The sequence below is a fragment of the Spirosoma oryzae genome (assembly GCF_003002825.1).
In the GTDB taxonomy this organism is placed as follows: domain Bacteria; phylum Bacteroidota; class Bacteroidia; order Cytophagales; family Spirosomataceae; genus Spirosoma; species Spirosoma oryzae.
The window spans coordinates 1-26,036 of the sequence record NZ_PVTE01000046.1; the positions used below are offsets into that span (position 1 = coordinate 1).

General features: G+C 53.0%; 10 protein-coding genes. 7 read left to right on the forward strand and 3 right to left on the reverse strand.

The window, feature by feature from the left end; translation table 11 throughout:
* Window positions 1-983 precede the first annotated feature (983 nt).
* Window positions 984-2,231, reverse strand: coding sequence for a DUF2130 domain-containing protein (locus tag CLV58_RS26835; RefSeq protein WP_106140927.1), 1,248 nt, complete (start codon window positions 2,229-2,231; stop codon window positions 984-986).
* A 149-nt stretch (window positions 2,232-2,380) separates the two neighbouring features.
* Window positions 2,381-3,835 carry a sigma-54 interaction domain-containing protein gene (locus CLV58_RS26840; protein WP_106140928.1) on the reverse strand — a complete coding sequence of 485 codons (1,455 nt, stop codon included), beginning with the start codon at window positions 3,833-3,835 and terminating at the stop codon, window positions 2,381-2,383.
* Between the two features lie 124 nt (window positions 3,836-3,959).
* Between CLV58_RS26840 and CLV58_RS26845 the strand changes: the two genes are divergently transcribed.
* The 7 genes from CLV58_RS26845 (at window position 3,960) to CLV58_RS26875 (ending at window position 25,667) form a co-directional block, all read left to right on the forward strand.
* The gene (locus tag CLV58_RS26845; RefSeq protein WP_106140929.1) at window positions 3,960-7,427 is read left to right on the forward strand and encodes a helicase-related protein; all 3,468 of its coding nucleotides are present in this window, start codon (window positions 3,960-3,962) and stop codon (window positions 7,425-7,427) included.
* A gap of 74 nt (window positions 7,428-7,501) precedes the next feature.
* Complete coding sequence (locus CLV58_RS26850) at window positions 7,502-8,548, forward strand: type IV toxin-antitoxin system AbiEi family antitoxin (RefSeq protein ID WP_106140930.1); 1,047 nt, start codon at window positions 7,502-7,504, stop codon at window positions 8,546-8,548.
* The gene (locus CLV58_RS26855; RefSeq protein WP_106140931.1) at window positions 8,505-9,386 is read left to right on the forward strand and encodes a nucleotidyl transferase AbiEii/AbiGii toxin family protein; all 882 of its coding nucleotides are present in this window, start codon (window positions 8,505-8,507) and stop codon (window positions 9,384-9,386) included. The genes CLV58_RS26850 and CLV58_RS26855 overlap by 44 nt, the downstream gene beginning before the upstream one ends.
* Window positions 9,383-12,466: a DUF1156 domain-containing protein gene (locus CLV58_RS26860; RefSeq protein WP_106140932.1), complete on the forward strand. Its 3,084-nt coding sequence runs from the start codon at window positions 9,383-9,385 to the stop codon at window positions 12,464-12,466. The genes CLV58_RS26855 and CLV58_RS26860 overlap by 4 nt, the downstream gene beginning before the upstream one ends.
* A 105-nt stretch (window positions 12,467-12,571) precedes the next feature.
* Window positions 12,572-15,943 (forward strand): DUF499 domain-containing protein, encoded by a 3,372-nt coding sequence (locus CLV58_RS26865; RefSeq protein ID WP_106140933.1) that lies wholly within the window; start codon window positions 12,572-12,574, stop codon window positions 15,941-15,943.
* 144 nt (window positions 15,944-16,087) lie between these two features.
* Complete coding sequence (locus tag CLV58_RS26870; protein ID WP_211300910.1) at window positions 16,088-19,417, forward strand: STY4851/ECs_5259 family protein; 3,330 nt, start codon at window positions 16,088-16,090, stop codon at window positions 19,415-19,417.
* A gap of 85 nt (window positions 19,418-19,502) precedes the next feature.
* Window positions 19,503-25,667: a DEAD/DEAH box helicase gene (locus CLV58_RS26875; RefSeq protein WP_106140935.1), complete on the forward strand. Its 6,165-nt coding sequence runs from the start codon at window positions 19,503-19,505 to the stop codon at window positions 25,665-25,667.
* A gap of 174 nt (window positions 25,668-25,841) precedes the next feature.
* On the opposite strand, the gene CLV58_RS28705 is transcribed toward CLV58_RS26875, so the two are convergent.
* Window positions 25,842-26,036 (reverse strand): hypothetical protein (locus CLV58_RS28705; protein ID WP_211300911.1); only part of this gene is annotated, 195 nt, incomplete at its 5' end.

The window sequence follows — 26,036 nt, forward strand, 5'->3', positions numbered from 1 at the left end:
GCAACTCGCTACGAAAAGACCGCTACCAGCTTTTTAGCGATGGTCTATTTGGCGTCAAGCATGATATTGTTACTGTGAATGTCCACAGGCTCTAGCAGGGCTGTTACCAGGTAGTCCCGCCGACGAGTACTCCGCCCATTCGAAGCCCGACTCAGCTAAGGTGCTTGATGCAACAAAATTAGTAGCAAGTTGCTTAGCAGTAGAGTTTGAATTGATCTTTTCTGCCCAGTGCATTTTGTACTCACAAGTGGTCAACTGATTTGAACGCTTCGATAAGCTGGCCACGCAAAGCTGAAAATGCTTCTCGTACCCGTTTCGCGGATCGGACCGAATGCATTATCGAGTTGTTGGAGCAACTGATAATCCAGGCTTGTGGTTGTAAATAGGGCTACGATCCTATTGCTGCTGCTTGAGGATATAGATGGGTTTGCTGAGATCGTCGGCTTGCTTTTGTATGCAGTCTATCTGGCAAGGTAAGTACCCCAGAGGCCCGACGTCTGCTCCTGCGTTACGGTCTAACCACTGAGTGTCAGAGTTGGAAGGGTCATAGTGTGAATGTACGGATCTGTAATCCGCTGTAGGCTCAATTCTGAGCCTCGATACCGGCAAATTAGCCACTTCGCTAGCCCACTGCCAGTCCACAAAATAGCCTCCGACAAACTGCCCCGGTGTTGTCTCTCAATATCAATCCTCAAGAACGTTTTAGGCAGTTATACCGTCACTATTGGTCGGATTGTAGGCAGCAATTGTGATATAAGTTTGTACATAGGTGTACTAAGTAGAAACTACGATTGCTACTTGATTAAGCACAGGAAATTTAGTCTGAAGCTGGTCAGAGTTCCACTTCTATAGATTCTCGGAACGTACAAATTGGGTCAATGCCGACAGGAAGTAAATTGCAAAGACAGGTGCCTGAATCAATCGATACTTTTTGAGACTTTGTCGAGCTTAGCTCAAAAACTATGTTGTCCTACCTCATAACTTTAGGTTAGTACTTCGGGTGTATCGTCAGACAGTAATTCTAATTCTGGAAGTTCAAGTATTACGCCTTCAGCGATTCCACTGATTGCACCAACCATACAGGTTGTGCTGTCGATGACGGCATCGATCTGTTTTTCGCGTATGGCCCAGATTCGTTTCATGGCCCGTTTCTCCTGCGCTAAGCCCAGTTGCAACTGTTGAAACGAACGGACAATCGACTGAACACACTGCTGGAATTCGTTGCCAGTCAGGTAATCGTAGAGACGCTGCATCTTATCGCCTTTGTTCTCACTGGCCGTTTGTACCTCCGATACTTTTAAGACTCCCATACGCAGTACCGTAGCAAGTGCCCGCACTTCAGTAAAACTGCAAACCCAAACCCCCTCGACTAGACCGAAACGTGGCATTCCAGTCGGCATGGTTTCTGTCACTAATACGGCTATGTCGCCACTGTGCCGCTGCTGATCGCTCTTCAGTTTGTCGATCCAGTTACCGCCGAAGGTTTTGGTCCGCTTACTTTCGTAGACAATCCGGCCGCAGATCCGACCATAATCGTTACAAACCTCCTGAATTAGGTCAGCTCCGTTGACACCTTTAGCAACTTCAACGATCTGATCGAACGGGAAGGTGTCGGTCAGTAATTTCTCTAGTGCGATCTCCTGTACTTCGCCCTGTATTTGCTGCGACCCCTGTTCAATTTTACGCTTCATTTCAGTAAGCTGTTGTGTCAGGGCGTTAATTAGCCCCTGTTGCTGCTCGGCGTGAAACAAATGGTCTTCCTGGGCTTTTTGAATAGCTTTCGTTTCAATAGCGGCTCGTTCGTCACGCAGTTTCTTCTCAACGGAGAGCGCCAGGGACGCCTGCTTTTCTTCTAGATCTCGTTGCTGTTTCAGCAGGGCCAACTCCTGCTGCTGGAGCGACTGTACCGTTGCCGACTTTTCGGTGAGATCCTGCTGAAGCTGGGTGATAACAGCATCTTGTTCGGCGCGGGCTTTCTGCCGGGCTTCTATTTGAATCCGCCGGACCTGTGCAGTAACCGCTTCCTGAATGAGGTTCTGCTGCGCCTGCGTCTGTTGTTGCACAAGCAACCTATCCTGCCGAAGTGCTTCTTCTCGACGGGCGAGGTCAGACTTCTGTCTAGCAAAATGGTCGTTGTATTTACGGGCCAGCTGTTTCTCGACGCCTTGTACGAAAGAGGTTTCGAGGTCGATAGGTTGTTGGCAGTGAGGGCAGCAGAATGTGTGGCTCATACAAGTAGCTGTTAAGGTTTAAATGAAATACAGTATCCCGTTTACCAATTACGTGCCACCGCCCAGAAGGCCTATTCCACAGCTATCTTGTCAGCATTTTTTATCAATGATTAATTTAGAATGTCAAAAAATGATATAAGATGTTCTTTCTATTCATTGATGCCATAGTCTTTCAGTTTCTTTCTGAATGTGTTCAGCGATTTGTAGCCGACTGCCTGCCAGGACTTTCGTTGATTACCCTTGAAATGCTGGAGCGCCCTGATAAGAAGGTTTTTTTCAGTTACCTCCCAATTCAGCGATTCGCTGGCTGACTCAGCAGGGCGTATCAAGCGTGCAGGTAGATCAGTAATTGTTACTTCCCTGTCATTGAAGACGGCCATGTTGGTCACTACATTCTCCAACTCGCGGACATTACCAGGAAATGAGTAGTCAAGCAGGAGACGTTGTACTTCCCGGCTCATGGACAGATCAGGTTTTCTAAACTCTTTTCGGGCCCTCTTTAAAAAGTGGGCAAGTAATGCTTTCTTGTCCTCCTCGCCACGCGTTTGCAGGGACGGAAGAGGGATTTCAACCACAGCCAGTCGATAAAACAGGTCCCAGCGGAATGCACCGTCTGCGCACATAGATTCCAGGTCACGATGTGTAGCAGCGAGGATACGTACATTGACTTTACGCGATTTGGTTGTTCCGATCGGACTGATCTCCCGTTCCTGTAAAACTCGCAACAGCAACTGTTGCATATACGGCGAGATATCGCCGATTTCATCGAGGAAAAGCGTTCCTCCATCGGCATCCACAAAATAACCGGACCTATCTTCTTTCGCGTCGGTGAATGCGCCTTTGACATAGCCAAACAAACGGGATTCTAGAAGCTGATCGTTTAGGGCTGAACAGTTCACGGCGATAAACGGGCGGTTGGCCCGCGCACTCTGTCGATGAATATACTGTGCTATATGTTCTTTGCCCGTTCCGCTTTCGCCGACTAGCAGACAAGTGACACCATCTGCCTGAGCAACCAGACGGGCTCGTTCGTACAGCGGTTCCATTGTTTTTGTTACCAGATAATCCGTATCGGTCGGGCTTTTTTGCTGCTTTTGCTCAGCAATGACCGCCGAGTATGGAACACTGGACGACTGCACTTGTATTTCCAGTAGTTCCGGCTTTTTGCTGGGCAAAAATTTTGATGCGCGGGTTTGCAGCAACCTTGTTTTTAACCCCAGTGACGTGTGACAGCTGTACCAGCTTACCTGCATGGCTGACGTACCCGGCGAGAAGAAAATATCGATATCAGCTTCCCGGTAAGTTAGTAGTAACCCCTCCACTTTGCTTCTGATAAGTGGTATATCAATCGGATCACTGATGTCCATAAAGACAGGTTCGACCAAACGTTCAGGATACTTGCGCTGTAGACTCATTGTGAGCAAGTCGATAGCTAGATCGCCGTCTTTTTCCCGAGCTGTACTTAGCAGTATGTGCTTATCATAAGACTCCTTTTCATAGAAGTATTCGTGAAATTGCATAGTCGGGCCGTTTTCATTCAGTTGAGTGCCCTCCCGCCGGTCAAAATCATTTTGGTAAGCATACCAGGATATTAATAGCTTCATATGGTAAATATTGACATAATTGTTCAATGTTTGCCATATAAATTAATAAAAAAAAGTTTTAAAGGCCTATTTTAAGAGTGGAACAGCTCTTGTAATAAGCTTGGAAAATCAACGCATTCTTTACATGTCTACACCCCATTTACTACAGCCCGGCCAAATCATTAGCAATCTGATACCGGGTGAACCCGTGGTACTGACACAGGTACAGCCGCGTGGCCAACGCATCGCCCTGCACTATACTGGAAAACATACTGGTCTGGCTAGTACAGTTGTCATCACGCAACAACAGGCTCAGGAACTGACCGTACTGGCTGAGGAAGGGCTGTTCTCCTTCGATGGCGACCCGGTTGGCTTCTCCCTTTTCGCGGAAGCCGAACGTATTTACTCAGCGTATCAGTTCGATCCGTTATTTGCTGTTAATTGTAGTGTCGTCGATCCATTGCCCCATCAGGTTGAAGCTGTGTATAAATACCTGCTGCCCCTACCCAACATCCGGTTTCTGCTAGCCGATGACACTGGAGCGGGTAAGACTATCATGACGGGATTGCTCATCAAAGAACTGATGACGCGTAACCTGGTCGAGCGGGTGCTGATTATCACGCCGGGCGGGCTGACACGACAGTGGCAGGAAGACGAAATGGGCCTGAAATTCAATATTCCGTTCAAACTCGTGAACCGGGCTGCTTTTTCGGCAGATCCGACTATTTTTCAGAATACTAACCGGGTTGTTACGTCTATCGACTTTCTGCGGGGTGAAGACGTACTGAACGCTGTACGGTCGTTGCGCTGGGATCTGGTCGTGGTTGATGAAGCGCATAAATTATCGGCCTTCGATTACGGCGAACGGAAGTATAGATCCAAACGCTACGAAGCCGTACAGGCCCTTGCGCAGTCATGCGAACACCTGCTGCTGTTGACGGCCACACCCCACCGGGGCCGGCGCGACACATTCAGGAACCTGCTTCAGTTGCTTGATGAGGACATTTTCTCAACCGATACACTCGTCACCGAACGGGTCCGGGAACTAGGTGAAAATGGGATTAATAAATTTTTCATCAGGAGACTAAAAGAGGACATGCGGGATTGGCAGGGGCAGCCACTCTTCAAAGAACGCTTCACTAAAACGATTCTCTATCGCCTTACACCCGCCGAGAAAAAGCTATATGACGATGTAACGGCCTACCTGTCGCGGCATCGGGAAGAGGCCCGGCAGGAGCAGAATATTCATGTGACACTGGCATTGCTGGTAATGCAGCGTCGACTCACCAGTTCGATCTATGCTATCAAAAGAACGCTCTGGCATCGCCATCAGGCATTGCAGGGACTATTGGATGAACTCACGAACAATCCCGGTCTGTGGGGACAGCGGCAACGCCTTGACCCGACGATAGCATCAGTAGGGCTGGACTCAATTGACGAGTACGACGAACTCGACGACCGCGAACGCGAGGGACTGGAAACGATTCTGGCCGACCCGCGCAAGTTCAAACTGTTCACCACAGCTAAAAGTCCCGCTGAAATCCGGGAGGAGGCCCGGCAGGTAAAAGCCCTATTCGAACAGGCGGAGGCTCTGTACGGGGCAGAGCAGGAAGAACAGAAATTTGCTAAGTTGCGGGAATTGCTGGGGGCTGAGGGTGTTCGTGACAACCACGAAAAACTGGTCATTTTTACCGAACACAAAGACACGCTCGACTACCTCGACAAACGGTTGACAAACAACGGCTATACGGTTGTAACGATTCACGGCGGCAAGTCGGTCGATGAACGACGTACAGCTCAACTGGCCTTTGCCGGTACCGCGCAGATTCTGATCGCCACGGATGCGGCTGGAGAAGGGATTAACCTGCAATTCTGTCGGTTGCTTATCAACTGGGACATTCCTTGGAATCCTAACCGATTAGAGCAGCGTATGGGCCGAATCCATCGATACGGGCAACAGCAAAACGTGATGGTGTTCAACCTAGTGGCACAGAACACACGTGAGGGAGCGGTGATGGAGCGGCTGCTGCTCAAACTCGACGAAATTCGTAATCAGATGGGCGACGACCGGGTGTACGATGTAATCTCAGACGTATTCGAAAATGTGGGTCTCGATGATATCATTAACGCAGTATTCAACGGACAGGATACACTATTTAATGATGCTATCCAGCAGCAACTCAATCCATCGGTGATTCGACAGCGGATTGATGACCAGCGGAATCAATTGGCTTTTAGTGGAGTCAATTACCGGGAAGCGCGGCAGCTTAAGGAGGAGTCCGATGAGAAACGGCTACAACCTGTGTACATCCGACAGTTTTTCGAGAAAGCATTTACGTATATGGGGGGGAAGTTGCAGGAACTACAGCCGCAGCTTTTTCGCATAACGACAATGCCCGACGAACTGACCCATCTGCTCCGTACTGAGTACGACTGGCTGATCAATCCTGCCGAACTGTATCTATGCTTCGACAAACGCTTGTTTCTGGAACGGCAGCGACAGGTAACCAACCTGACGAAAACCATTTATCTCAACCCCGGTAACGCGCTGTTTGACGCGTTACTGAGCCTGATCCAACAGCAGTGCCGTCCCGATGCGCTGAAAGGGGTGGTGCTAGTGTCACCCGAAGATCGGCAGCCATACACGGCTTTCTTGGTACAATCGCAGGTGACATTCCACCGTGGGGGAATCAAACGGCAGGGGAGTACAGCACAGGTAGCCGACGAACGACTGGTACTGGTCTGTGAAAACGACGAAGGGGAGCTGTTGGTGACATCGGCAGCTAAATTACTCGATTTGCTGCCACCTGCTCTGTTTACCAAGCCTATCGAGCCACCCGATAGTGTGGCGACCGATACGGTTATTGACTGGAGTTTTACACACATTACCGAACCTTTGCTGGCTGAAACCGAGGCCCGGGTGCAGCAAGACGCTTGGCAACGTCGGCAGTATTTGGAAACGGCGTTTACGGATTTGATTATCCAGCTTACCGCTGAAATTAGTGAGTTGCAGGGCAAATGGCTTCTAGGCGACGCTAAAGCACAGGATAAGATAGCCCGGAAGCAGGAACGAATCAATCAGTTGCTGGCTCGGAAAAAGCAGCGCTTGGCCGACCTTGACGCCATGGAGCAACTGAACCTGAAAGAACCGGAAGTACTGGGCTGTGCGCGGGTAGTGCCACTGACGCAACTAGAATTTACTGGCCATTTCGGTATGAGTCGCGATGACGAAGCCGAGCAGATTGCCATGGATACGGTAATGGCGTATGAATCCGCGCAGGGACGTATACCCACCGACGTATCGGCCGAAAATGTGGGCTACGACATTCGTAGCGCTGAGCCGGATGGGATCAAACGCTACATCGAAGTAAAAGGCCGTAGCGTCGACGGCGATGTGATGCTGACCGACAACGAGATGTGCCGGTTGGAACAACTGGGTACGTCTGCCTGGCTCTATATCGTTACGCGCTGCAAGACTGAACCACAATTGTTTACGTTCCAGAACCCGGCGGCAACACTCCGTTTCGATAAACTCTCACGAGGTGTGCAGTATCGGCTACCCGAAGCCGAATGGAAGCAGAAGCAGCAGGCGGACGCACTAATTTCCGTTTAGATAGAGTTGCAACTTCGCTATTTGTTCGATAATTTTATTTGTTCGATAAAAACGAACGCAGAAAATTATCGAACATGGATAGCGAACAGATACTCATTCAGCAGGGCATCGAACGGTTAGTTGGACTAGTACCGGATGCTTGTGTGTCCGTGGAAAGCCCCGCTCCGAAAGGGAAACGGTACGATGCTATTATCCAGCTTGCATTTGGTAACGCTAACATAAAGCTGGCCTTGGAAGCCAAACTATCGGCCCGGCGAATCGTATTCGGGCAATTACTAAACCAACTGGCCGATAGTGAAAATCCAACCCTGTTGACGGATTACGTGGGCGCGGAGCTAGGGGAGAAACTGCGGCAACACGCTATCAATTACATCGATACGGTTGGCAATGTGTATTTGAAGCTGACCATTAATGAACTACCGTTTCTACTCTGGATCGATGGGCGGAAACCCGACCGGCGGGTAGATGGAAAAGCGGACCACGCCTTCACCAAGGCTGGGTTGCGGGTAACCTATTGGTTGTTAATCAACCCCAACCGGGCCAATGAAACTATTCGTGTAATAGCGCAGGAAGCGGGCGGTAGTTTGGAAACCGTACACCGGGCTAAGGCTAGCTTACAGGATCGAGGATTCTTGATGGAAGTACGTCGGGGCGAATGGAAACTGATGAACCGGAAGCTGCTGCTCGACAAGTGGCTGGAAGCCTACGCTGCCCGCCTGCAACCGAGCCTGTTGCGCGGCCGATACCGGCTATTAAAAAACGAAACGCTGGCTGACTGGAATCTGCAGCCGCTGGAAACGCCCCTAACACAGTGGGGGGGCGAACCCGCAGCCGACAGCCTGACCAACTTCCTGCGCCCGGCTACCTGGACGCTCTATACGCGTCAGCCGACGCAGGTCGTTGCTCGGCAGCTTCGGTTGTTGCCCGATGCCGAAAATGGGCTGGTTTATCTCTACGAAAAGTTCTGGCCCCATGACGACGACGGGCTGTGTGTGCATCCACTGCTAGTCTACGCCGACCTGCTCATTAGCCAGGACCCCAGAAACCATGAAGTTGCCCAACGACTCTACCACACCTATGTACAGCATCTCCTTGACGGAACGCCAGCGACAACAGTATAAACCGATATTCGATGCGATTGAACAAGCCTGTGATGAAGTAGGTATTGAGTTTTTTCTCGTCGGTGCCGTAGCTCGCGACATTACGATGGCTATACATGGGTTAGAAAGCCCCCGCGTAACCCGCGACCTGGACATCGCTGTGCTGATTCCTGAGCCCACTGATTATGATCGACTGAAAGAGAAGCTGCTGGAAAAGGGGCAATTCGCTGAGGTGCGCAACATGCCGTTCACGCTGAAATATGCGGGGGATACCGTCGTCGATTTGTTACCCTTCGGCGGCCTGGAAATGGATGGGCAGGTACTGGTAAATCGGGGCGAAGCGGTAGCTAAGCTAGCTGTGACGGGCTTTGCGGAGGTGTACGAGCACGGTACACAGCACGTAATGCTTGACGAGGAGTTTACATTTCGGGTATGTGATCTGCCCGGTATGGTCGTGTTGAAACTGATCGCCTACGACGACAATTTCGAACGGGTAAAAGACCTGACTGACATTGCTTTTATCCTGAAGAATTACGAAGCCATCATAGATCAGCAACTTTTTGACGAACATTACGACCTGCTCGATGGCGAAATCTCGCTGGAACAGGCTGCAGCCCGAATTCTGGGCAGACATCTGCGCCCAATACTAAACTCGTTAGCCGCATTATACCAGCGCGTTACAGCGATTCTGGATAGAGCTATTGCCGACGGACCTGAAGGTCCTGTTGCCCGGCATATTCATTCAGCGCAGTACCAGCGCAAGCCTTTAGATTACGTGATAACCCTGTTGCAACAGATCCGGCAGGGCATTGATGATACCATAACGACCGCTTCAACGGCCACAGATAACACCAAATGAGTAACCCTTACAAATACCTGATTGAAGTAGCTATGCCGGTGCGGGAAGTATCGGCCGAGAGTGTGCGTGATAAATCGATCCGGCACGGGCATATCAGCACGCTGCATTTGTGGTGGGCGCGTCGGCCGCTGCCGGTGTGCCGGGCCGTGGTGTTTGCCAGCCTGGTGCCCGACCCCGACGATGCCAACTGCCCCGCCCTGTTTGGGGAGGCCGTCGATGCGCTGCTGACCGCCAAACTTGGTGCGCCCGACCATTACAAACCCTACGACGATATTCCGTACACGTCGGTAGAAGACCGGGTGGCCGACACGCGCCGGAACCGGTTGTTGACGTTCATCGGTAAGTTTTCGGATACGTTTATTGCCAACGAGAAAGCTGGCAAATCGACGGCTTCCGGGCAGCAGATCAGCGAGCATAGCCTGATTAAGTGGGATAATAAAGCCAACGAAACCATTCTGGGTATTGCCCGCAAACTGATCTGGGTAGCCCATAACGTGGCTACCACAGGGAGTGGAGGTGTAAACGCGCTTATCGCTGACTTCGACCGGCACTACCAGGCCATAAAAGACGCCGAACGCGCCCTATACCAAACCCCCGACCGGCATCTCGACGCCCCCGATAGCAAACAAAAAACCGACAACCTCCAGAAAGCCATCGACGCCTTTCTGGACCGGATGCCCCGCGTGTTCGACCCGTTTGCGGGCGGGGGCGCCATCCCGCTCGAAGCGGCCCGGCTGGGTTGCCGCACTTACGGCAACGACATCAACCCAGTAGCGCACATCATTCAGCGCGGCAGTCTGGAATTTCCGCAACGCTACGGCAAGCCCATTATCTACTCCAAAGCGGAGTTTAAGAAGCTGTACGGAGCTGATACGTACCTGACCATGGAACAGAACGGGCAGGTAAAGCAAGACGGGACCGTACACCTCAAAAACCGACTTAGCCACGACGTAGCCTTCTACGCCAAACGACTTCTGCGCGAAGCCGAAGCCGCCGTGGGGCAGTACTACCCGACCGTCAACGGCCGCAAACCCATCGCCTATTACTGGGCACGCGTAGGTACGTGCGCCAACCCTTCCTGCCGCGCTGAAGTGCCACTACTAAAGCAGTTCTACCTCTGCAACAAACCCGGCAAGCAGGTCTATCTGAAACCCATCATCACCGGCCAACAGATTAATTTCGAGTTGAAGCAGGGGCGTTTCGATGAAGAAGGATGGATGAGCCGGGGCAACATGAAGTGCCCTTGTTGTGGTAATACGACTGACGTAAATACCCTCAAGAAACAGTTTTTAAATGGTACAGCGAAAGAGAAAATGCTGGCTGTAATAGAAGACGGTGACAAGGGAAAAGTATATCGTCAGCCAGTAGAACAGGAGCTAGCAATGGTGGCAACTATTCCTGCTTCTGTTGAAAATAACCGACCTACTGAAGAAATGCCGGTGAAATACACGCAGGCACTACCATCCTGCACGTGGGGGCTAAACCGTTGGGGCGACATGTTCTCTACCCGCCAGCTACTCACCCTACAAACGCTGGTAGACTGTTTAACTAAACTCAAGCAGGAATGGGGCGGCAACAACTTTATACCGGACTTGTCGGATTATCAGAGAGCGGTAGTAACGTACCTAAGCATCTGGATTGATCGCATTGCTATTGCCAACACATCTTTCGGAATTTGGCACACTGGTCGGGAAACGCTGGAAAGAATAATGGGACGTCAAGCGATACCGATGGTTTTTGACTATCCAGACTCCAACCCGTTCTGCGATTCCACGGGAAGCGCTGCCAATCAGTTAGACTGGATAACCCGCTATCTCGAAGATGAAAGCAAGTCACCTTTCGCTGTCGAACTGAAAAATGCTTCAAGCGGTGACGTACATCAGTTCGAACCAAAGTACCTGAATGCGGTAGTTACCGACCCTCCGTACTATGATGCCATCGCTTACGCTGACTTGTCGGACTTCTTTTACGTCTGGCTCAAGCGTACGCTTGGCGACGTATTTCCACTGTCATTCGCGCTGCCGCAAACGCCTAAATCTGACGAATGTACGGCGATGAAACACCATCACAGTGGTAATGTGGCACAGGCCAAACAGCATTTTGAGAATAAACTACAGCAAATTTTTGAAGCCATTGAGCAACAAACGTCGGGCGTAGTTAGCATCATGTTTGCTCACCAGAGCACGAGTGCCTGGACAACCCTTTGCCGTTCCATTCTCGGTTCTAAAATGAATCTGACCGGTAGTTGGGCACTGGATACAGAAATGTCTGGTGCATTGAAAACAGATAAAGCCTTTCTCGAATCATCTGTTACCGTTTCCTGTCGGCCAACGGAGCAGGTGGGGATTGGGGACTTTCGAGAGGTCAAGCGCGACATCGAGCGGGCGGTGCGCGACGAGGTGCGTACCCTGACCGCGCTGGGCTTCCGGGGGGCCGACCTCCTGACGGCCTGTTTCGGGCAGGCAGTGTCGGTGTTTGGGCAATACCGGCTGGTCGAGAAATCCAACGGCGATGAAGTAACCGTGGCCGAACTGCTCGAATTGGCCCGCGAATCGGCGTTCAACGCCATCGTCAGCGACATTCGCACCGACGATTACACCCGGTTTTACCTGGCCTGGCTCCAACTCAACGGTTTCACCGAAGCCGACCACGACGATGTGCGCCGGGTCGTGCAGGTGGGCCTGAGCGTCAACGTGACCGATATCGAAGCACACCGGCTGCTGATTCAGAATGGTAATCGGCAAACGCTGGCTACCGTCAACGACCGCACGCGCCTGAGCAACCGCCTGGGCTACGATACCGCCGACCCCATGATCGATAAGTTGCACCAGGCTATGTTTCGCTGGGCGGGTACCGACCGACGGTCGCTGGTGCAGTACATCGCCCAGACGGCTCCCACGCCCGAAGATTCGTTCTGGCGCGTGCTGGCGTCACTGTTCGAGTTGCTGCCCAAAGGGTCCGAAGATCACCGTGCTGCTGAAGGGCTCCTCTCGGGCCGCGACAGCCTGATCCGGGAAGCCCGTGCCATCGGTCAGCAACCTGCCACTGCCGATGCCAACCAATTAGGGCTGGGTTTTTAGCCTCCCTGTAGAGACGCGATACCTCGCGTCTCGTCATGCGTCAGCAATTCCATCCGGTAAAAGAGACGCGAGGTATCGCGTCTCTACATACATCTATCAACACACATGGTATCTCATAACGAAACCCTTTTCAAAGCCCTCGGCCTATTCATCGACGCCTTCCGGCTCTACAGCGTTTCTATACTGACAAAGCAGTACGGCGACGTTTGGCCCGCTGAATACGCTCGTAAATTAGGAGGCAGCCAACGCGAAACCTGGGATAGAGGCATCAGAGCTGGCACTGCGCCCGAACAGCTGATAGACTTCAACAATATCAGCACCCTTGCCTACGAATTTAAGGAACTGCTTCGGCCTGACTTTAGTAAGGATACAAAGCACCTGACCACTTGGTTAAGCGAAATTACGTCAGTGCGGAACAAACTGGCCCACTTCAACCCCGGGGAAATTTCGGATGATGAAATAACGATTACGTTTATTAATATGAGTCGGATTGCCGATAAAACTGGCATGACCGACCTTAAAGATAGCCTGAAACGACTCCAGCAACCTGCCCAGCCGGGTGCGGCCCAGCCGGTTGCCGCCCAACCCGTTGCTGTACCTAACTCGGAGCCCGCCCCCCAGGCTCCTGTGGCTCATACGCCCGAGCCGCCTGCCGCCCCCCGCCCAACGCCGACGGCACAGCCCTGGTTTGTCGTGGTTCGGCCGCATCAGGATATCCGACAGGGTCGGCTCGACGAGTCGGTTTTTGCGGCCAACCTAGCCGATGTAGCCCAGGACGTAGGCCCCGAGGTTTACCGTAACTCGCTGCTGTTTTTCGAAAAGACGTACCCCACGGCGGGGCTGCGAACTGTAGCAGCCCGGGTTATTGGTGGGCTTAACGGCGGTCAGGACTCTGAAAATCGGGTTATTTCGCTGCAAACCGGGTTTGGAGGAGGTAAAACGCACACCCTCATTAGCCTGTATCACCTGGCCAAAATGGGGCGGAACGCCACTGCCTATCAGGCTACGCAGGCCCTACTGGCTCAGGCCACCCAGCCAACGTTCGAGCGGGCCAGTATCGCCGTCTTTACCAACACCACCAACGATCCATCGCAGGGTCGCCAGGTCGAAGCCGACATTACATTGCGTACACTATGGGGCGAACTAGCTTATCAGTTGGGCGGGCGCACTACGTACGAACTCGTTCGCGCCAACGACGAAAACAGGGTAGCGCCGAAAGGGTTGTTTCGAAGGGTGTTGGCCCAGGTACAGCCCGCTCTGCTACTCGTCGACGAGCTGGCCGATTACTGTGTCTCGGCGTCGGGCGTTTCCGTTGGCGGCTCCAATCTGGCGGATCAGACCATCAGCTTTTTGCAGGAGCTGACCGAAGCCGTAGCCGCGTCGGAGCGATGCGTACTGGTAACAACGCTGCCTGCCAGCGTGGCCGAAGTGGCTTCCTCGCCCGAGGCCGCCCGAATTCTGACCAGCTTGCAGGCCCGCATGACCCGCGTGGGTGCTGATACTAAACCCGTTGCCGACGACGAGATTTACGAAGTGGTGCGCCGGCGGCTGTTTGAAAACATGGGCGACGAGGACGTTCGGGAAGCGGTAGTTGCGGGCTACATCAGTCAGTACCGGCACATGAAGTCGGAGCTTCCCGACGGGGCTACACAGGCCCGGTACCGTGCGTTGCTGCTTCAGGCATACCCCTTTCACCCAACGCTGATGGATGTGTTTCACAAGCGGTGGGCCAGCCATGGCGATTTTCAGCGTACGCGGGGGGTACTCCGGCTACTAGGTTCCATCGTCTCGGACCTCTGGAAACGGCAGGGTTCGCTGCCTGGTGGTACCCACGGTCTGATTCACGCGTCGGACATTAACTTCGCCAATCTCGATGCTCTGACGGGGCAGATGAAAAAACTTTACGGCAATGGCTACGACGCCGTGCTGCCCGCTGATATTGTCGGCGATCAGTCCAACGCGGGTAAGCTCGACAATGATAGAGCCGATTTTGGCCGATATGCCTTGGCCAAAGGAGTTGCCACGACCGTGCTGTTAAACAGTTTTGGTTCGACCGGGGCTCAGCAGGGCATCGGCGTCAACGAGCTAAAACTATCAGTCATAAAGCCCGATTCGTTCAACCACAACGATGTCAATGCCGTTCTGGATGCGCTGGAGGCTAATGCCCACTACCTGCACTACAGCAGCAACCCACGCCGGTATTGGTTTTTCACTAAACCAAACCTAAACATATTGGTCAACCACGCCCGACAGGAAGTAAGTCAGGAGCAGGTGAAGCAGGAAGTACTTAAACGCCTGAACGAGCGCCGGTCTACCATTCAACTGTTCCACCCACTGGTCGATCCGGCTGATGATGTGCCCGAGCAGCAGCGGCCAACGCTGATTATTCTGGGCCCTGATCAATTGGCCACGGGCGATGGCGTGTCGAGAAAAGCGCAGGAGCGCATCGAACGATTGGCTACCAAGCGTGGTGTCAACAACGAGCGGCTGTACCGCAATACCCTACTGTTTCTGCTGCCCGCACAGGCTGGCCTTGGCCAGCTGAACGATAGCGTACAGACATACCTGGCCGGGGAGCGGGTAAAGGGCGATTTTGGCAGTCAGCTCGATGCTGATCAGCGCACCGACATCAAGAAACGCATTGATGAAGCAAGTAGCCAAATCGACAAAGCGCTGGCGGCTACCTACTCTGTGTTGGCGAAATACTCCGCCAAAAGTGGCATTACCAAAATAGAAGCCACCCAGTACCGCGACCGAGTCGACGCCCAGATCAACGACGTACTGATTCCGATGCTGAAAGATGGTAGTCAGGATATTTGCCTGCTCGACAAGGTAAGCTACAACACCCTGGCGAAGGCTGGTCTGCTACCAACGCCGGGGCACCCCGTGCAGGCGTCGGCCATCTATGAAGCCTTTCTCCGCTACGACGATAAAGACATGGTCTCGGGCGTAGGGGCCTTACAGGAAAGCCTACAACGCTATTGTACAAACGGTGAGTACGCTATCGGTGCGGGCGATGGCAAAGACTTCCGGCGCATTTTTTACCAGGAAACCGTTCCCCACTTCGACGTGCAGGACCCGACCTACTGGCTGGTCGATAAGAGCTTGTACCAGCCCGCCCCAACGCAACCGGCACCCTCGCCAGGCGGTGGTGACCAACCGGGCGGGCCAATGGCTGTCGTCAACGATCCGGGCGTCGCCACACCGGATGGTGCTGGCTCAACAACGTCCCCCAACTCTGTACCGACCGGCCCCCGGCCAATTCATACCGTTACGGTCCACGGAAAAGTCGACATTGCGAACTACAGTCAGGTGTTTCAGACGTTTATCATGCCTCTGGCGCAGCAGGAGGTTGAAATCGAAATTCGTATCAAAGGCAAATCGACCACGGCTAAACCGCTGACCGAAACCTCGCCGGAGTACAAAGTGGTAATTGAAGGTGCCCGGCAGCTGGGTTTACGAGTAGAGGAAGAGTAAGATAGGGATATGCGTATCAAATTTTGATATATAAATCGAAATTTGATACGCTAAAAGTGATGTTATTGCTCAAAAATAACCCTTAAACGGTATGGTATACGGATTGCAGTATTTAGGGTATATTGCTACCCTTTTCCTAATCCTATGCTACACCTACACCCTTGCACAGAATTCCTGAATCAGTTTCTAACCAGACGTAACCTTAAACAGTCTACAGACAAACCACTATACACATATAAAACAAGTCAGACCGAATATGAGCGTTTGAAGACAGTACTGAAGACCGCTCTTCCGGCTGATAGTACGTCGGCCTGTTTTGTGTTGTTCGCTACCGAATGGTGGCGCCGTAACTACAGCGGAGGGCATTGGGAGTGGGAGCCGATTCTGGCTGAAATAGGCCATCCGAATTGGTTGACACCCGCCCGGCGGGGGGCCACCATGAATAACGGCTGCCGGTTCTGGCAGCGGGCTATTTTCCAGCACGACGACGGGCCAAACTCGCTGCTGGGTACGCTGTTTTTCGAGTCGGGTCTGCCGTTGCGAATGCTAAAGAGCGACGGGTATATCAGCGACCTGCTTCGCAAAGCTTTCTCGTTTCTGCAAACCTACCAGACCCGTCCTGAGGACACAGTAATCGGTATTCGCAGCTTGGTGCGTGAAAGTCAGTTTCCTGCATCCCTGAACGTCGACGCTTTCTTTGCGCTTATCTACGACGTCATCAGTACACTTCGTGACTTTAAAACGGCTCACCAGTTGGGGAGTCGAGAGCAGCCGCTGGCGTATTTGAATCAGCATCTGCCCAACTGGCGGGAGGAACTACCCCTACGCATCGACGATGACCCAAACGCGGGTTTATTTCTGGATTCGCTGCTGGTCGACGTGGCCCGGATGACCCGGCAGGAAACATCCAAAATTGGCCTGACGTACTCACTTACCCAGCTTTCAGACGTCTGGACGATTACGGCAATGCTGTCGATTCCCAGTGGGTTCTACAAGCCGGCGCATCTGCAACTGCGTGAGGATATTTTTGAGCGCCTGCCGACCAAAGTGCAGTTAAACGTCATTTCAGATACGAAGGAGCACGAAATCGGGTTTGGTTTCAAATCGGCGGGTGGGCAGTTGTCGATCAGCGGTTTAGCGAACCGCCGATTGCCCGACGGTATTCACGCTGAACGTTGGCGGCTGGCGTTTGCCGGGGTACAGGCCGACGAACAGGCCTGCATCGACCTGCCCTTCAGCGATGGACTCGACCCGCAGCTTCCCTGGGTATTTGCCTGCCCGGAACAGCAGCCCGCCGAACTCGCTGGGGTAGGCAGTGTCCGGTTGTCGGCAAACAGAGCGCTGGTCGTATGCCCCACCGAACTACTGCCGGAAGGTGCTGAGGGAACCATACAGAACCGGGGGTCTTTCTCCGCTACGCAGACCGTTTATGAAATAACGGCTACCTGTCAGTTTCAAGACAGGATAGATAACCAGACGTACCGGGTAAAACTGGCCGAACTTAGTGATGACCCGTATTGCATCAGGCTCTACCCGCAGTCGAATGCCAATTACATCCGGTTTTGTCAGCAGCAGAATGCCGGTATTTTCTTAGGCTTCCCGCGGCTGCACCGGCTCTACAAACAAGGTGGGCACGCGCTGCCGGTTCGCGACAGGATTCAGTATAAAACGCAGCAGCATACGACCTGGCACGACGTGACAGACGCCACTCAACTGGTCGGGCGGTTTAAAATTAGGAGTATAGGCCCTGAAGGTGAAGTGCTGTTCTGCCGGGAAATCACGGTGTTGCCAGCCAGCTTCGGCGTTCGCTTCGATACGACCCGTCAGCGGCTGATTCTCGACAATGCGGGGGACTGCACGGTAGGCGTACACACCGATGACCCGGCACCGCAGCTTACCATCAGTCGCGAGGGAAGTACCCACCAGATTCAGTGGCATACGGGTAATCAGGGCGATCAGGTGCGGCTCAGACTCGTGGCTCCCGGCACGAAGTCAATTAGCCTGCACGTACCCTATCCATCGAGCGAAGGGTATTTCACGGACGCTACCGGGCAGGTGCTGGCGAACAACCATAAAATGGCCCTGACGCAGCTATATGGGGCGCAGCTTGTACTGAACAACGTATCGGCTACGCCACAAACGACCCGGCTTACGTTGACGTTGAACGATAGACACGATAACGCAGCCGGGCAGCATCAGGCTATAAAGATGGTTAAGGTAGCTCCGTTCAGTGGGCTCGCGCTTTCACTGGCGAAATATAAAGGGGAGATCGAGCAACTACTTTCGCATAGTGGCACCATCGACGCCGTTGTGCGGCTTCAACACAACAACGGGATGTGTATCTGCGTAACGCACTACACCGCCCAGACGCAGTATAACCACGAAACCGGATTCATTAACCTGACTGGTCCTGCCCCGGCAGACGGCCCGGTACGTATCAGTGCGTTTCCACTGAGCGAGCGTTTTACCCCGGAAAGTCTTGTCGAACTGGAACGGCATGACGAAGGCTGGGCCTTTCCCGCCAACGCACCGGCTGGCGGAAAGTGGTTTTACTGCTCCACGCCCGATTCGGTGGTCAGTATTCGTCCCGCCGTGGCTACCCGGCAGGATGGCCTTGCCATCGATACCAACGAGACAATCGATGAACTGCACGACGCATCGAACCATAGCTACTCAGACAGACAAACGGTATTAATCGACCTCTTCGACCGAATGGCCGACAACTTCGATAACGTTAACTGGACAACGCTTCAGCAACTGCACCAATGCACCGGCCACCTGCCGCTGAACGCGCTGGATGTCTGGAAAGCGCTTGTTTGTTCGAAAAAAGGGCTGGTCGCTTTCTTTCTGCGATTCGACTCGGCGACGATTAACCGGCTAACCCGGCAATTTGCTGTCAACTGGCACGGCATCGCTGTCGATACGTGGCTGGCTGAGTTTCGGGCCTACCAGGCGTATCTGCCAGCTACGGTGGCCGACATGATTATCGCTCATAAGGTGCAGGAACTGGAAGCCGACTTCGATATGAGCAGTCTGGCGCAGATTGTTCGTGTTACGCTGCTCGACGAAGCGGCCAGTCCTGATTTTCAGATGTGTCAACATGCCGTCTGTATTCAGCCTATTCTGAACGATGAGGTGATGGGACGGCATAATTTGCCGGGCCTGATGCAGAGGCACCACGGGCATCAGTTTCCCGCCTGTCTGCGCGAGGAGATTGCACAGTGTTACGCAGAGTTGCCGGCTGTCGTTCGTCAGCTATTGCCCACAATTCCAGGAAATTTTGGGTACGTTCGGCAGGTAGCCCATCTGCCTGTGCTCATGGCGTATCAGACCGTCTGCCCTAACGTAATTCCCGATGTAGCAGCATTCAATAGGCAGTATGTCAGCCAATTGATCGACTTCGATCCGGAGTATTTCAACCTGGTTTATAACATCATTCAGGCTTTTTGCTGGTTCAACTTCCCTAATCAATAAAATCAACGCTATAGAACCACAACACTACTACAAATCGCTGTTCAACGACGTACAAAGCCGGTCGGTTGAGGCTACGCTGGGTACGTTGGGTATTAAATCGGAAGCACTGCGCGACCATATCCGTCAGCAACTGGCCAACGATAGTCGGTCGGGTAGCCGGATTCTGGGCGACCCTGTGTTTGAAGCCGTTTTTCCCTGGACTGCTGGCCCCTACACGTTTCAGGAACTGGCCGACAACGGTATGCTGGAGTCCCGGTTGGTAAAGTCGCTGGACGCGCAATATAAAGGAGTAAAGTTTGACGATAAAAGTCTGAACTTGTCGGAGCAGGCACTGCGGACGTTTTACAAACCCTATACCCATCAGCTCAAAGCGTGGGCAGCTCTATCAGGCGAAAAAAAACGGTCGGTGGTGGTCACGAGCGGTACTGGCTCGGGAAAAACTGAATGCTTCATGGTGCCCATCCTGAATGATCTGGTGGGGCAACTCAACGCCACGAAGACGACTTTGCAGGGTGTTCAGGCCCTGTTTATCTATCCACTCAACGCCCTCATTAATAGTCAGCGCGAACGATTACTAGCTTGGACGCTCGATTATAAGGAGCAACTGCGGTTTTGCCTATACAATGGAAATACCCCCCAGCGGCTCAGCGCTCCCGTGCTGGCCGGTCGGCCGCGCAGTGAAGTGCACGATCGTGAAACGCTCTGGCAGTCGCCCCCGCCCATCCTGATTACCAATCCGACAATGCTGGAATATATGCTGATCCGGCGGCAGGACCGGCCCATTCTGGAGAAGTCGCAGGGACAGTTGAAATACATTGTGCTCGATGAGGCCCACACCTACATCGGTTCGCAAGCCGCCGAACTGGCCCTCTTGATTCGGCGGGCCTTGGATGGATTTGGTGTAACAGCCGATCAGGTCCGTTTCATCGCCACGTCTGCCACGATTGGCACCGACGAGCAGGCGCAGGAACGGCTCAAAAAATACCTCGCCGACCTGGCGGGTATCAGCCCCGACCGTATCGATGTAATCGACGGGCAGCGCAACGTACCCGGTCTGGCAACGACCGAAATGCTGAATCAGCTTAGCGTGAAGGACCTAAACGCCCTGCCCGAAGAGGAGCGCAAGGAAGCGGTGTATGCCAACCGAACGGCCCGCTCGTTGCGGAACCACTTAGTGCAGAAACAGGATGGACGCGAACAGCCCAAGACGCTCACCAACATCGCTGATTCACTATTTGGGCATCTGCCCGACCCCATGGCCCGGCAGCAGGAGGCACTCGGCTGGCTCGATCTGTCGTCGCAAAAATCGCTGAAGCATAACGATGTGCATTTTCTGCCGTTGCGGGGGCACTTCTTTCACAAAGTGCTGCACGGGCTATGGGCTTGCGTCAATAAAAACTGTAGCTGCAAGGCGGGTACATCGCTGGCTGCTCCCGACTGGGGCTTTGGCTACGTGTACACTCAGCAGCGGCTCACCTGCGATTGTGGTGCACCCGTTTACGAACTGGTTTTCTGTACCGAATGCAACGCAGGTCATCTAAAAGTGAAATTGGACGGAGACAGGCTGGTACAGGCCAGTCAGGATGATGCCGACGGCTTTCAGTTCGATTTGGAAGGGTCGGATGACGGTGGTGGAATTGAGGGAGAGAAATCGACGGAGAAACAGCCTGCCGTCATTAGCCAATGGGCGCACGAATTATACAGTAAGTCGCAGATCGATGCGGACGGTGTGACCGATAGTAAGGCCAAAGCCACATTTGGTATATACTGGAACCAGCAGGATGCGCTGTGCGCTGTCTGCGGTTTCGACGGGCAAAACCTCTTCCGCCCGGCATATCTGGGTATGCCGTTTTACACCAGTTCGCTCGTGCCGACGTTGCTCGAACATATACCGGATGGCAAAGATCCGCTCTCGAAACCCATGCGGGGGCGCAACTTGCTCACCTTTACCGATAGTCGACAGGGCACAGCGCGTATTGCTGTGAAGATGCAGCAAAGTGCCGAACGGACTAGAGTCAGGGGGCTGGTTTACCAGAAAATCCGGCAGAGCAGCAAGGGCGGGGAGATGCAAAAGTTACAGACTGAATTAGCCAAGCTTGAACTTGCGATGCAGGCAAGCCCAATGCCGCTCATTCAGGAGATGATTACTGATAAACTGAGCGAGATTACTAAGCTTGAGCACAACACGATGAGCTGGGCCGATCTGGTGCTGGAACTGAGTCAGGACGAAGACGTGCGGCATATCCATCAGTATTATCATGACATGGAACCGAACGTATTTGACACGCCCAGCACGATGGCGAAGGTGCTGCTAATGCGCGAATTCGGCCGACGACCTAAACGGGGCAATACCCTTGAAACTTTAGGCCTGACGGCCGTTGGCTACGACGGGCTAGACAGCGTACTTCTGTTGCCCGCTGAGTGGGATCAGGCTCAGCTTACGCTACCCCAATGGCGCGACTTTCTGAAAATGTGCCTCGATTTCTACGTCCGGGAGGGCGTTTACATCAACATTTCTCACGAATGGCTCAACTGGTTGGGGTCCGTTATTTCACCACGCTACCTGCTGCCCCCCAACAGTCCAGATAGCAACGGACGGCGTAACCAGGCGTGGGCGTCGTATCAGCGTCATCGTGGTTCAAGGCAACGCCGTGTTATTCGGCTGCTTGCCCACTTGCTCCAGATCGATCTGGCTACGATTTCTAAAGCGCAGATCGCCGTGCTGGATTCACTGATGGAACAGGCCTGGAATGCCCTGACATCCGGCACGCATATTCTCGAACAGGTTGCGCCGGGACGATTTCAGTTAAAGCTGGAGAAACTGTTGTTTCGAACGGTAATGAGTGCGTGGCACTGTCCCGTTACCCTCCGGGTGCTCGACACAACCGTGAACGGCGTAACACCCTACCTACCCGTGGGGGCCATGCCCGGTTCGTTTGTGAGCTATCCTGTTCAGATGCCCACCCCGCCCCGCTGGCAGGCGCAAACGGATGTCGCCCTACTAAATGAAGTACGGGTTTGGCTCCACAGCGATCCTCTTGTGCTGGAATTGCGGAAGGTGGGAATCTGGAATAACCTGAGCGACCAGATCGTGGAGGGCGGGGCCTTCTACCGCACCGCCGAACATTCCGCCCAGCAGTCGGCCCGCATGTTACAGCGGTACGAAGGCTGGTTCAAGGAGGGAAAAATCAACGTGCTCAGTTGCTCCACTACGATGGAAATGGGCGTCGATATCGGTGGTCTAACGATCGTCTGCAATAACAACGTACCGCCCCACCCCTCAAACTACCTGCAACGGGCCGGTCGGGCGGGTCGTCGGGGCGAATCGCGTTCGCTGTCGCTGACGCTCTGCAAAAACAACCCGCTCGATCAGCAGGTGTTCCGCAATCCCCTATGGCCGTTTACGGCGAAAATGAAGCAGCCTAACATCACCCTGTCGAGCGAGCGCATCGTGCAGCGCCACCTCAACGCCTGGCTGTTCGGTCGCTTCATCAATCAAGAGCTTAAGGTGGGTAGCAACGCCGTTACGCTGAAAAATAACTGGTTTTTCGAACCTGCCGGTACGAATCCGTCGATTTGCCAGCGCATGAAAGCATGGCTGACCGACACCGCTGTTACGGGGGGCGACGCGGCTATCCGGCAGGCCCTCGACGCGATTCGGCGCAACAGTATTCTCGTTGGGGAGTCTGTCGAATCAGTATGCCGTCGGTCTGTCGAAACGCTCGAACGAATTGAACAACGCTGGCTGGACGAAATTAATAAGCTACTGTCAGAGCAGGCCGGGGCCGGTGGCGACGGAACGACGCCCTATCAGAAGCGTATTGCCTTCGACCTAAAACGCCACAGGGAGGAGTATCTGCTGACAGAACTGATTACGGGCGGCTACCTGCCCGGTTACGGCTTTCCCACCAATATCGCGACGTTCAACCCCACGACCCGCGCAACATTTCAGCACTACCGGGTCGATGACGACGGAAATAAAGTTCGGGAAGACAGCCGGGCACTCATCAAAGACAAACCCTCGCGCGATATTGCCGTGGCCCTCAGCGAGTATGCCCCCGGTGCGGAGATTGTTCTCGACGGGCGGGTATACACATCAAAGGGTATTACGCTGAACTGGCACAATCCTGATGACACAGTCAAGGAAACGCAGCTCCTGCGTGCTGCCTGGCGGTGCAGTAAATGCGGAGCGTCGGGAATTGCCGGAACTGATTTTGATCGAAAATGTACGCATTGCGATAAGGTAATTGCCAGCGAGCCGAGCGCGAAGAACATTCTTGAATTCATCGAACCGACCGGCTTTGCTACCGGATTCTACGACACCGTGACCAACAACGTGTCGCAGCAGAAGTATATGCCTGCGCAGGCTCCCTGGGTGAATGCCGCTTCGGCAGTGGTGCCTCTGCCCAACCCCGCCTTGGGCCACTACAAGACCGACGAGCGTGGCCATATATTCTACCACAACTCAGGCGAGCATGGCGAGGGTTTTGCTGTCTGTCTGGACTGCGGGTACGCCGAATCAATGAAACCGGACGGTACGTTGCCTACTAATTTCAATGACCACAATAAGCTACGTGGCAAGAAAAGTGGTAACAACGCTGGGGAATATCGATGTAACCCCGATCCTGGCAAAAATCGGATACGCCAACGGCTGCATCTGGGCCACGTTCACCACACCGACGTGTTCGAGCTGTTCATCAAGGATGGTAATAATCAATATTTGCTCGCAGATTCGGCCGATAATCAGCAGTTATGCTGGTCGCTCGGCATTGCGCTCCGGTACGGGCTGACACAGACATTAGGCATCAACATCGAAGAAGTTGGTGTACTGGTCAAGCAGGTAAAGAATGAAGAGCTGGATAGGAAGCCTATCTACAGTATTTGTCTTTACGATACCAATGGGGGGGGCTCCGGCTTTGCCTCGCAGGCCCCCCACAACCTGCTGGAGATGTTTCAAGGGGCTGAGAAACTGCTGAACTGTCCGGCTAGGTGTACGAATGCATGCGAAAGCTGTTTGTTACAATACGACACCCAGAAAGTAGCTAGTAAACTGAATCGCCACGAAGCAATGGCGTTTATCACTGGTGGCTATATGCAGCAACTGGGTCTACAGCCGGAAGATCAATTGCTAGGAACTGAGTCAAAATTCTGTGTTTATACGCTGCAACAGGCACTGAACTACTACAGCGCCAAGCCTAACGATGTCCTTCAGCTAGTAGCTGGGGGCGATGCCGCTGAGTGGAGTATTAGTGGTTCATCGATTCGAAAGCGGGTAGGAGAATACCTGAAAAAATTCGCGGGCGTTGAACTCTGGTTGCCTACTGCCCAGCTCAACACCTTGGACGAAGATGACAAGCAGGATTTGTACAGCCTGTTAGCCATCGATCCCCGTATCCGGCTGATGAGCCAGACCGAACCCGTTACGCTGAAAACCGGTAGCCTGATCGCCAGTGTCATCAACGTGGATGCCGTTCAGATGGCCTTTGCTACAAAAGCCGATCAGGCCATTGTGTTCAATGAGCAATGGGGCGATACCGAAGGGTATTTACTAGTCAGGTCATCGGAGTGGAAACAACCATTAAAAGGTGCAGAGATTTCGAAGCAACAGTTACTTCCGGCTATTAGTCCCAATGCAGCCGAGGTGAGCATCACTACCGAACTAAATGGAACGTTAGCGAATTTCGGACCTGCTTTCTGGCAGCAGATGCGGCAACAGGCCCCGGACCTGCTAGCGGAATATACTGCCAAGGCCGTGACCGCTATAACGTATTCAGATCGGTATCTGGCTTCTCCGCTAACCGTGATTTTGTTCGCGCAACTTCTTAAGTACATTCCATTTACGATTGATACGGACTGCATGGTCCACCTGCACGTAATGGCTGTTCAATATGGCAAAGATAACCACGTACGCAAACTTTATACAAACTGGTATCCGCAGGAGGAGGATGGCCAAGTGTCTTTTATAGAGCAACTTGTAGGGGGCGGAGTCTTAGACTGTGAGGTTAATATCCACCAAAAGAAGGAGATAGCACACTCGCGCAACCTGCGGTTCACATTCGATGATGGCAGCAAACTAACTCTACGGCTCGATCAGGGAGTTGGTTATTGGGAAAGTGATTACCCGCATTCCATTTTTCCGTTTGCGGATTCAATGACCAATCAATTAAACTGGGTAGCCGACAATCTCGGACAGCAGCGGGTACGGAACGGCCAACCCGAACCGACGTATGTATTCGTGAGAAAAGGGTAGCGTGTATATAAAACACATCCTTTGATTTTCCGAATGTGAGACTGATACATTAAGGGTTGAAGGTAGGTTGATTGAATTCTCAATCTTCGGTGCTTCAAGTGTATAGATTGGTATAGGCGTTTTTCCATATGTAACAACAGCTGCGACTACGCTGTGATTGCTTTGTTCAAGTGATCACAGCGTAATCGTTGCCGGGCGGAAAGCGGAGGGGTTGATCCAATACTGACTCCGCTGCTTCTTACGAATGAGCTTCTTCTGCGCTAACAGTAAGATTCCTAATGACATGACAAAAGAGAAGGAGTAGCCTTGTAGGGGTAATTTTGGGTCGCCAAACTCAAACCACCCCCAGACACTCCTTCCATGCAAAGT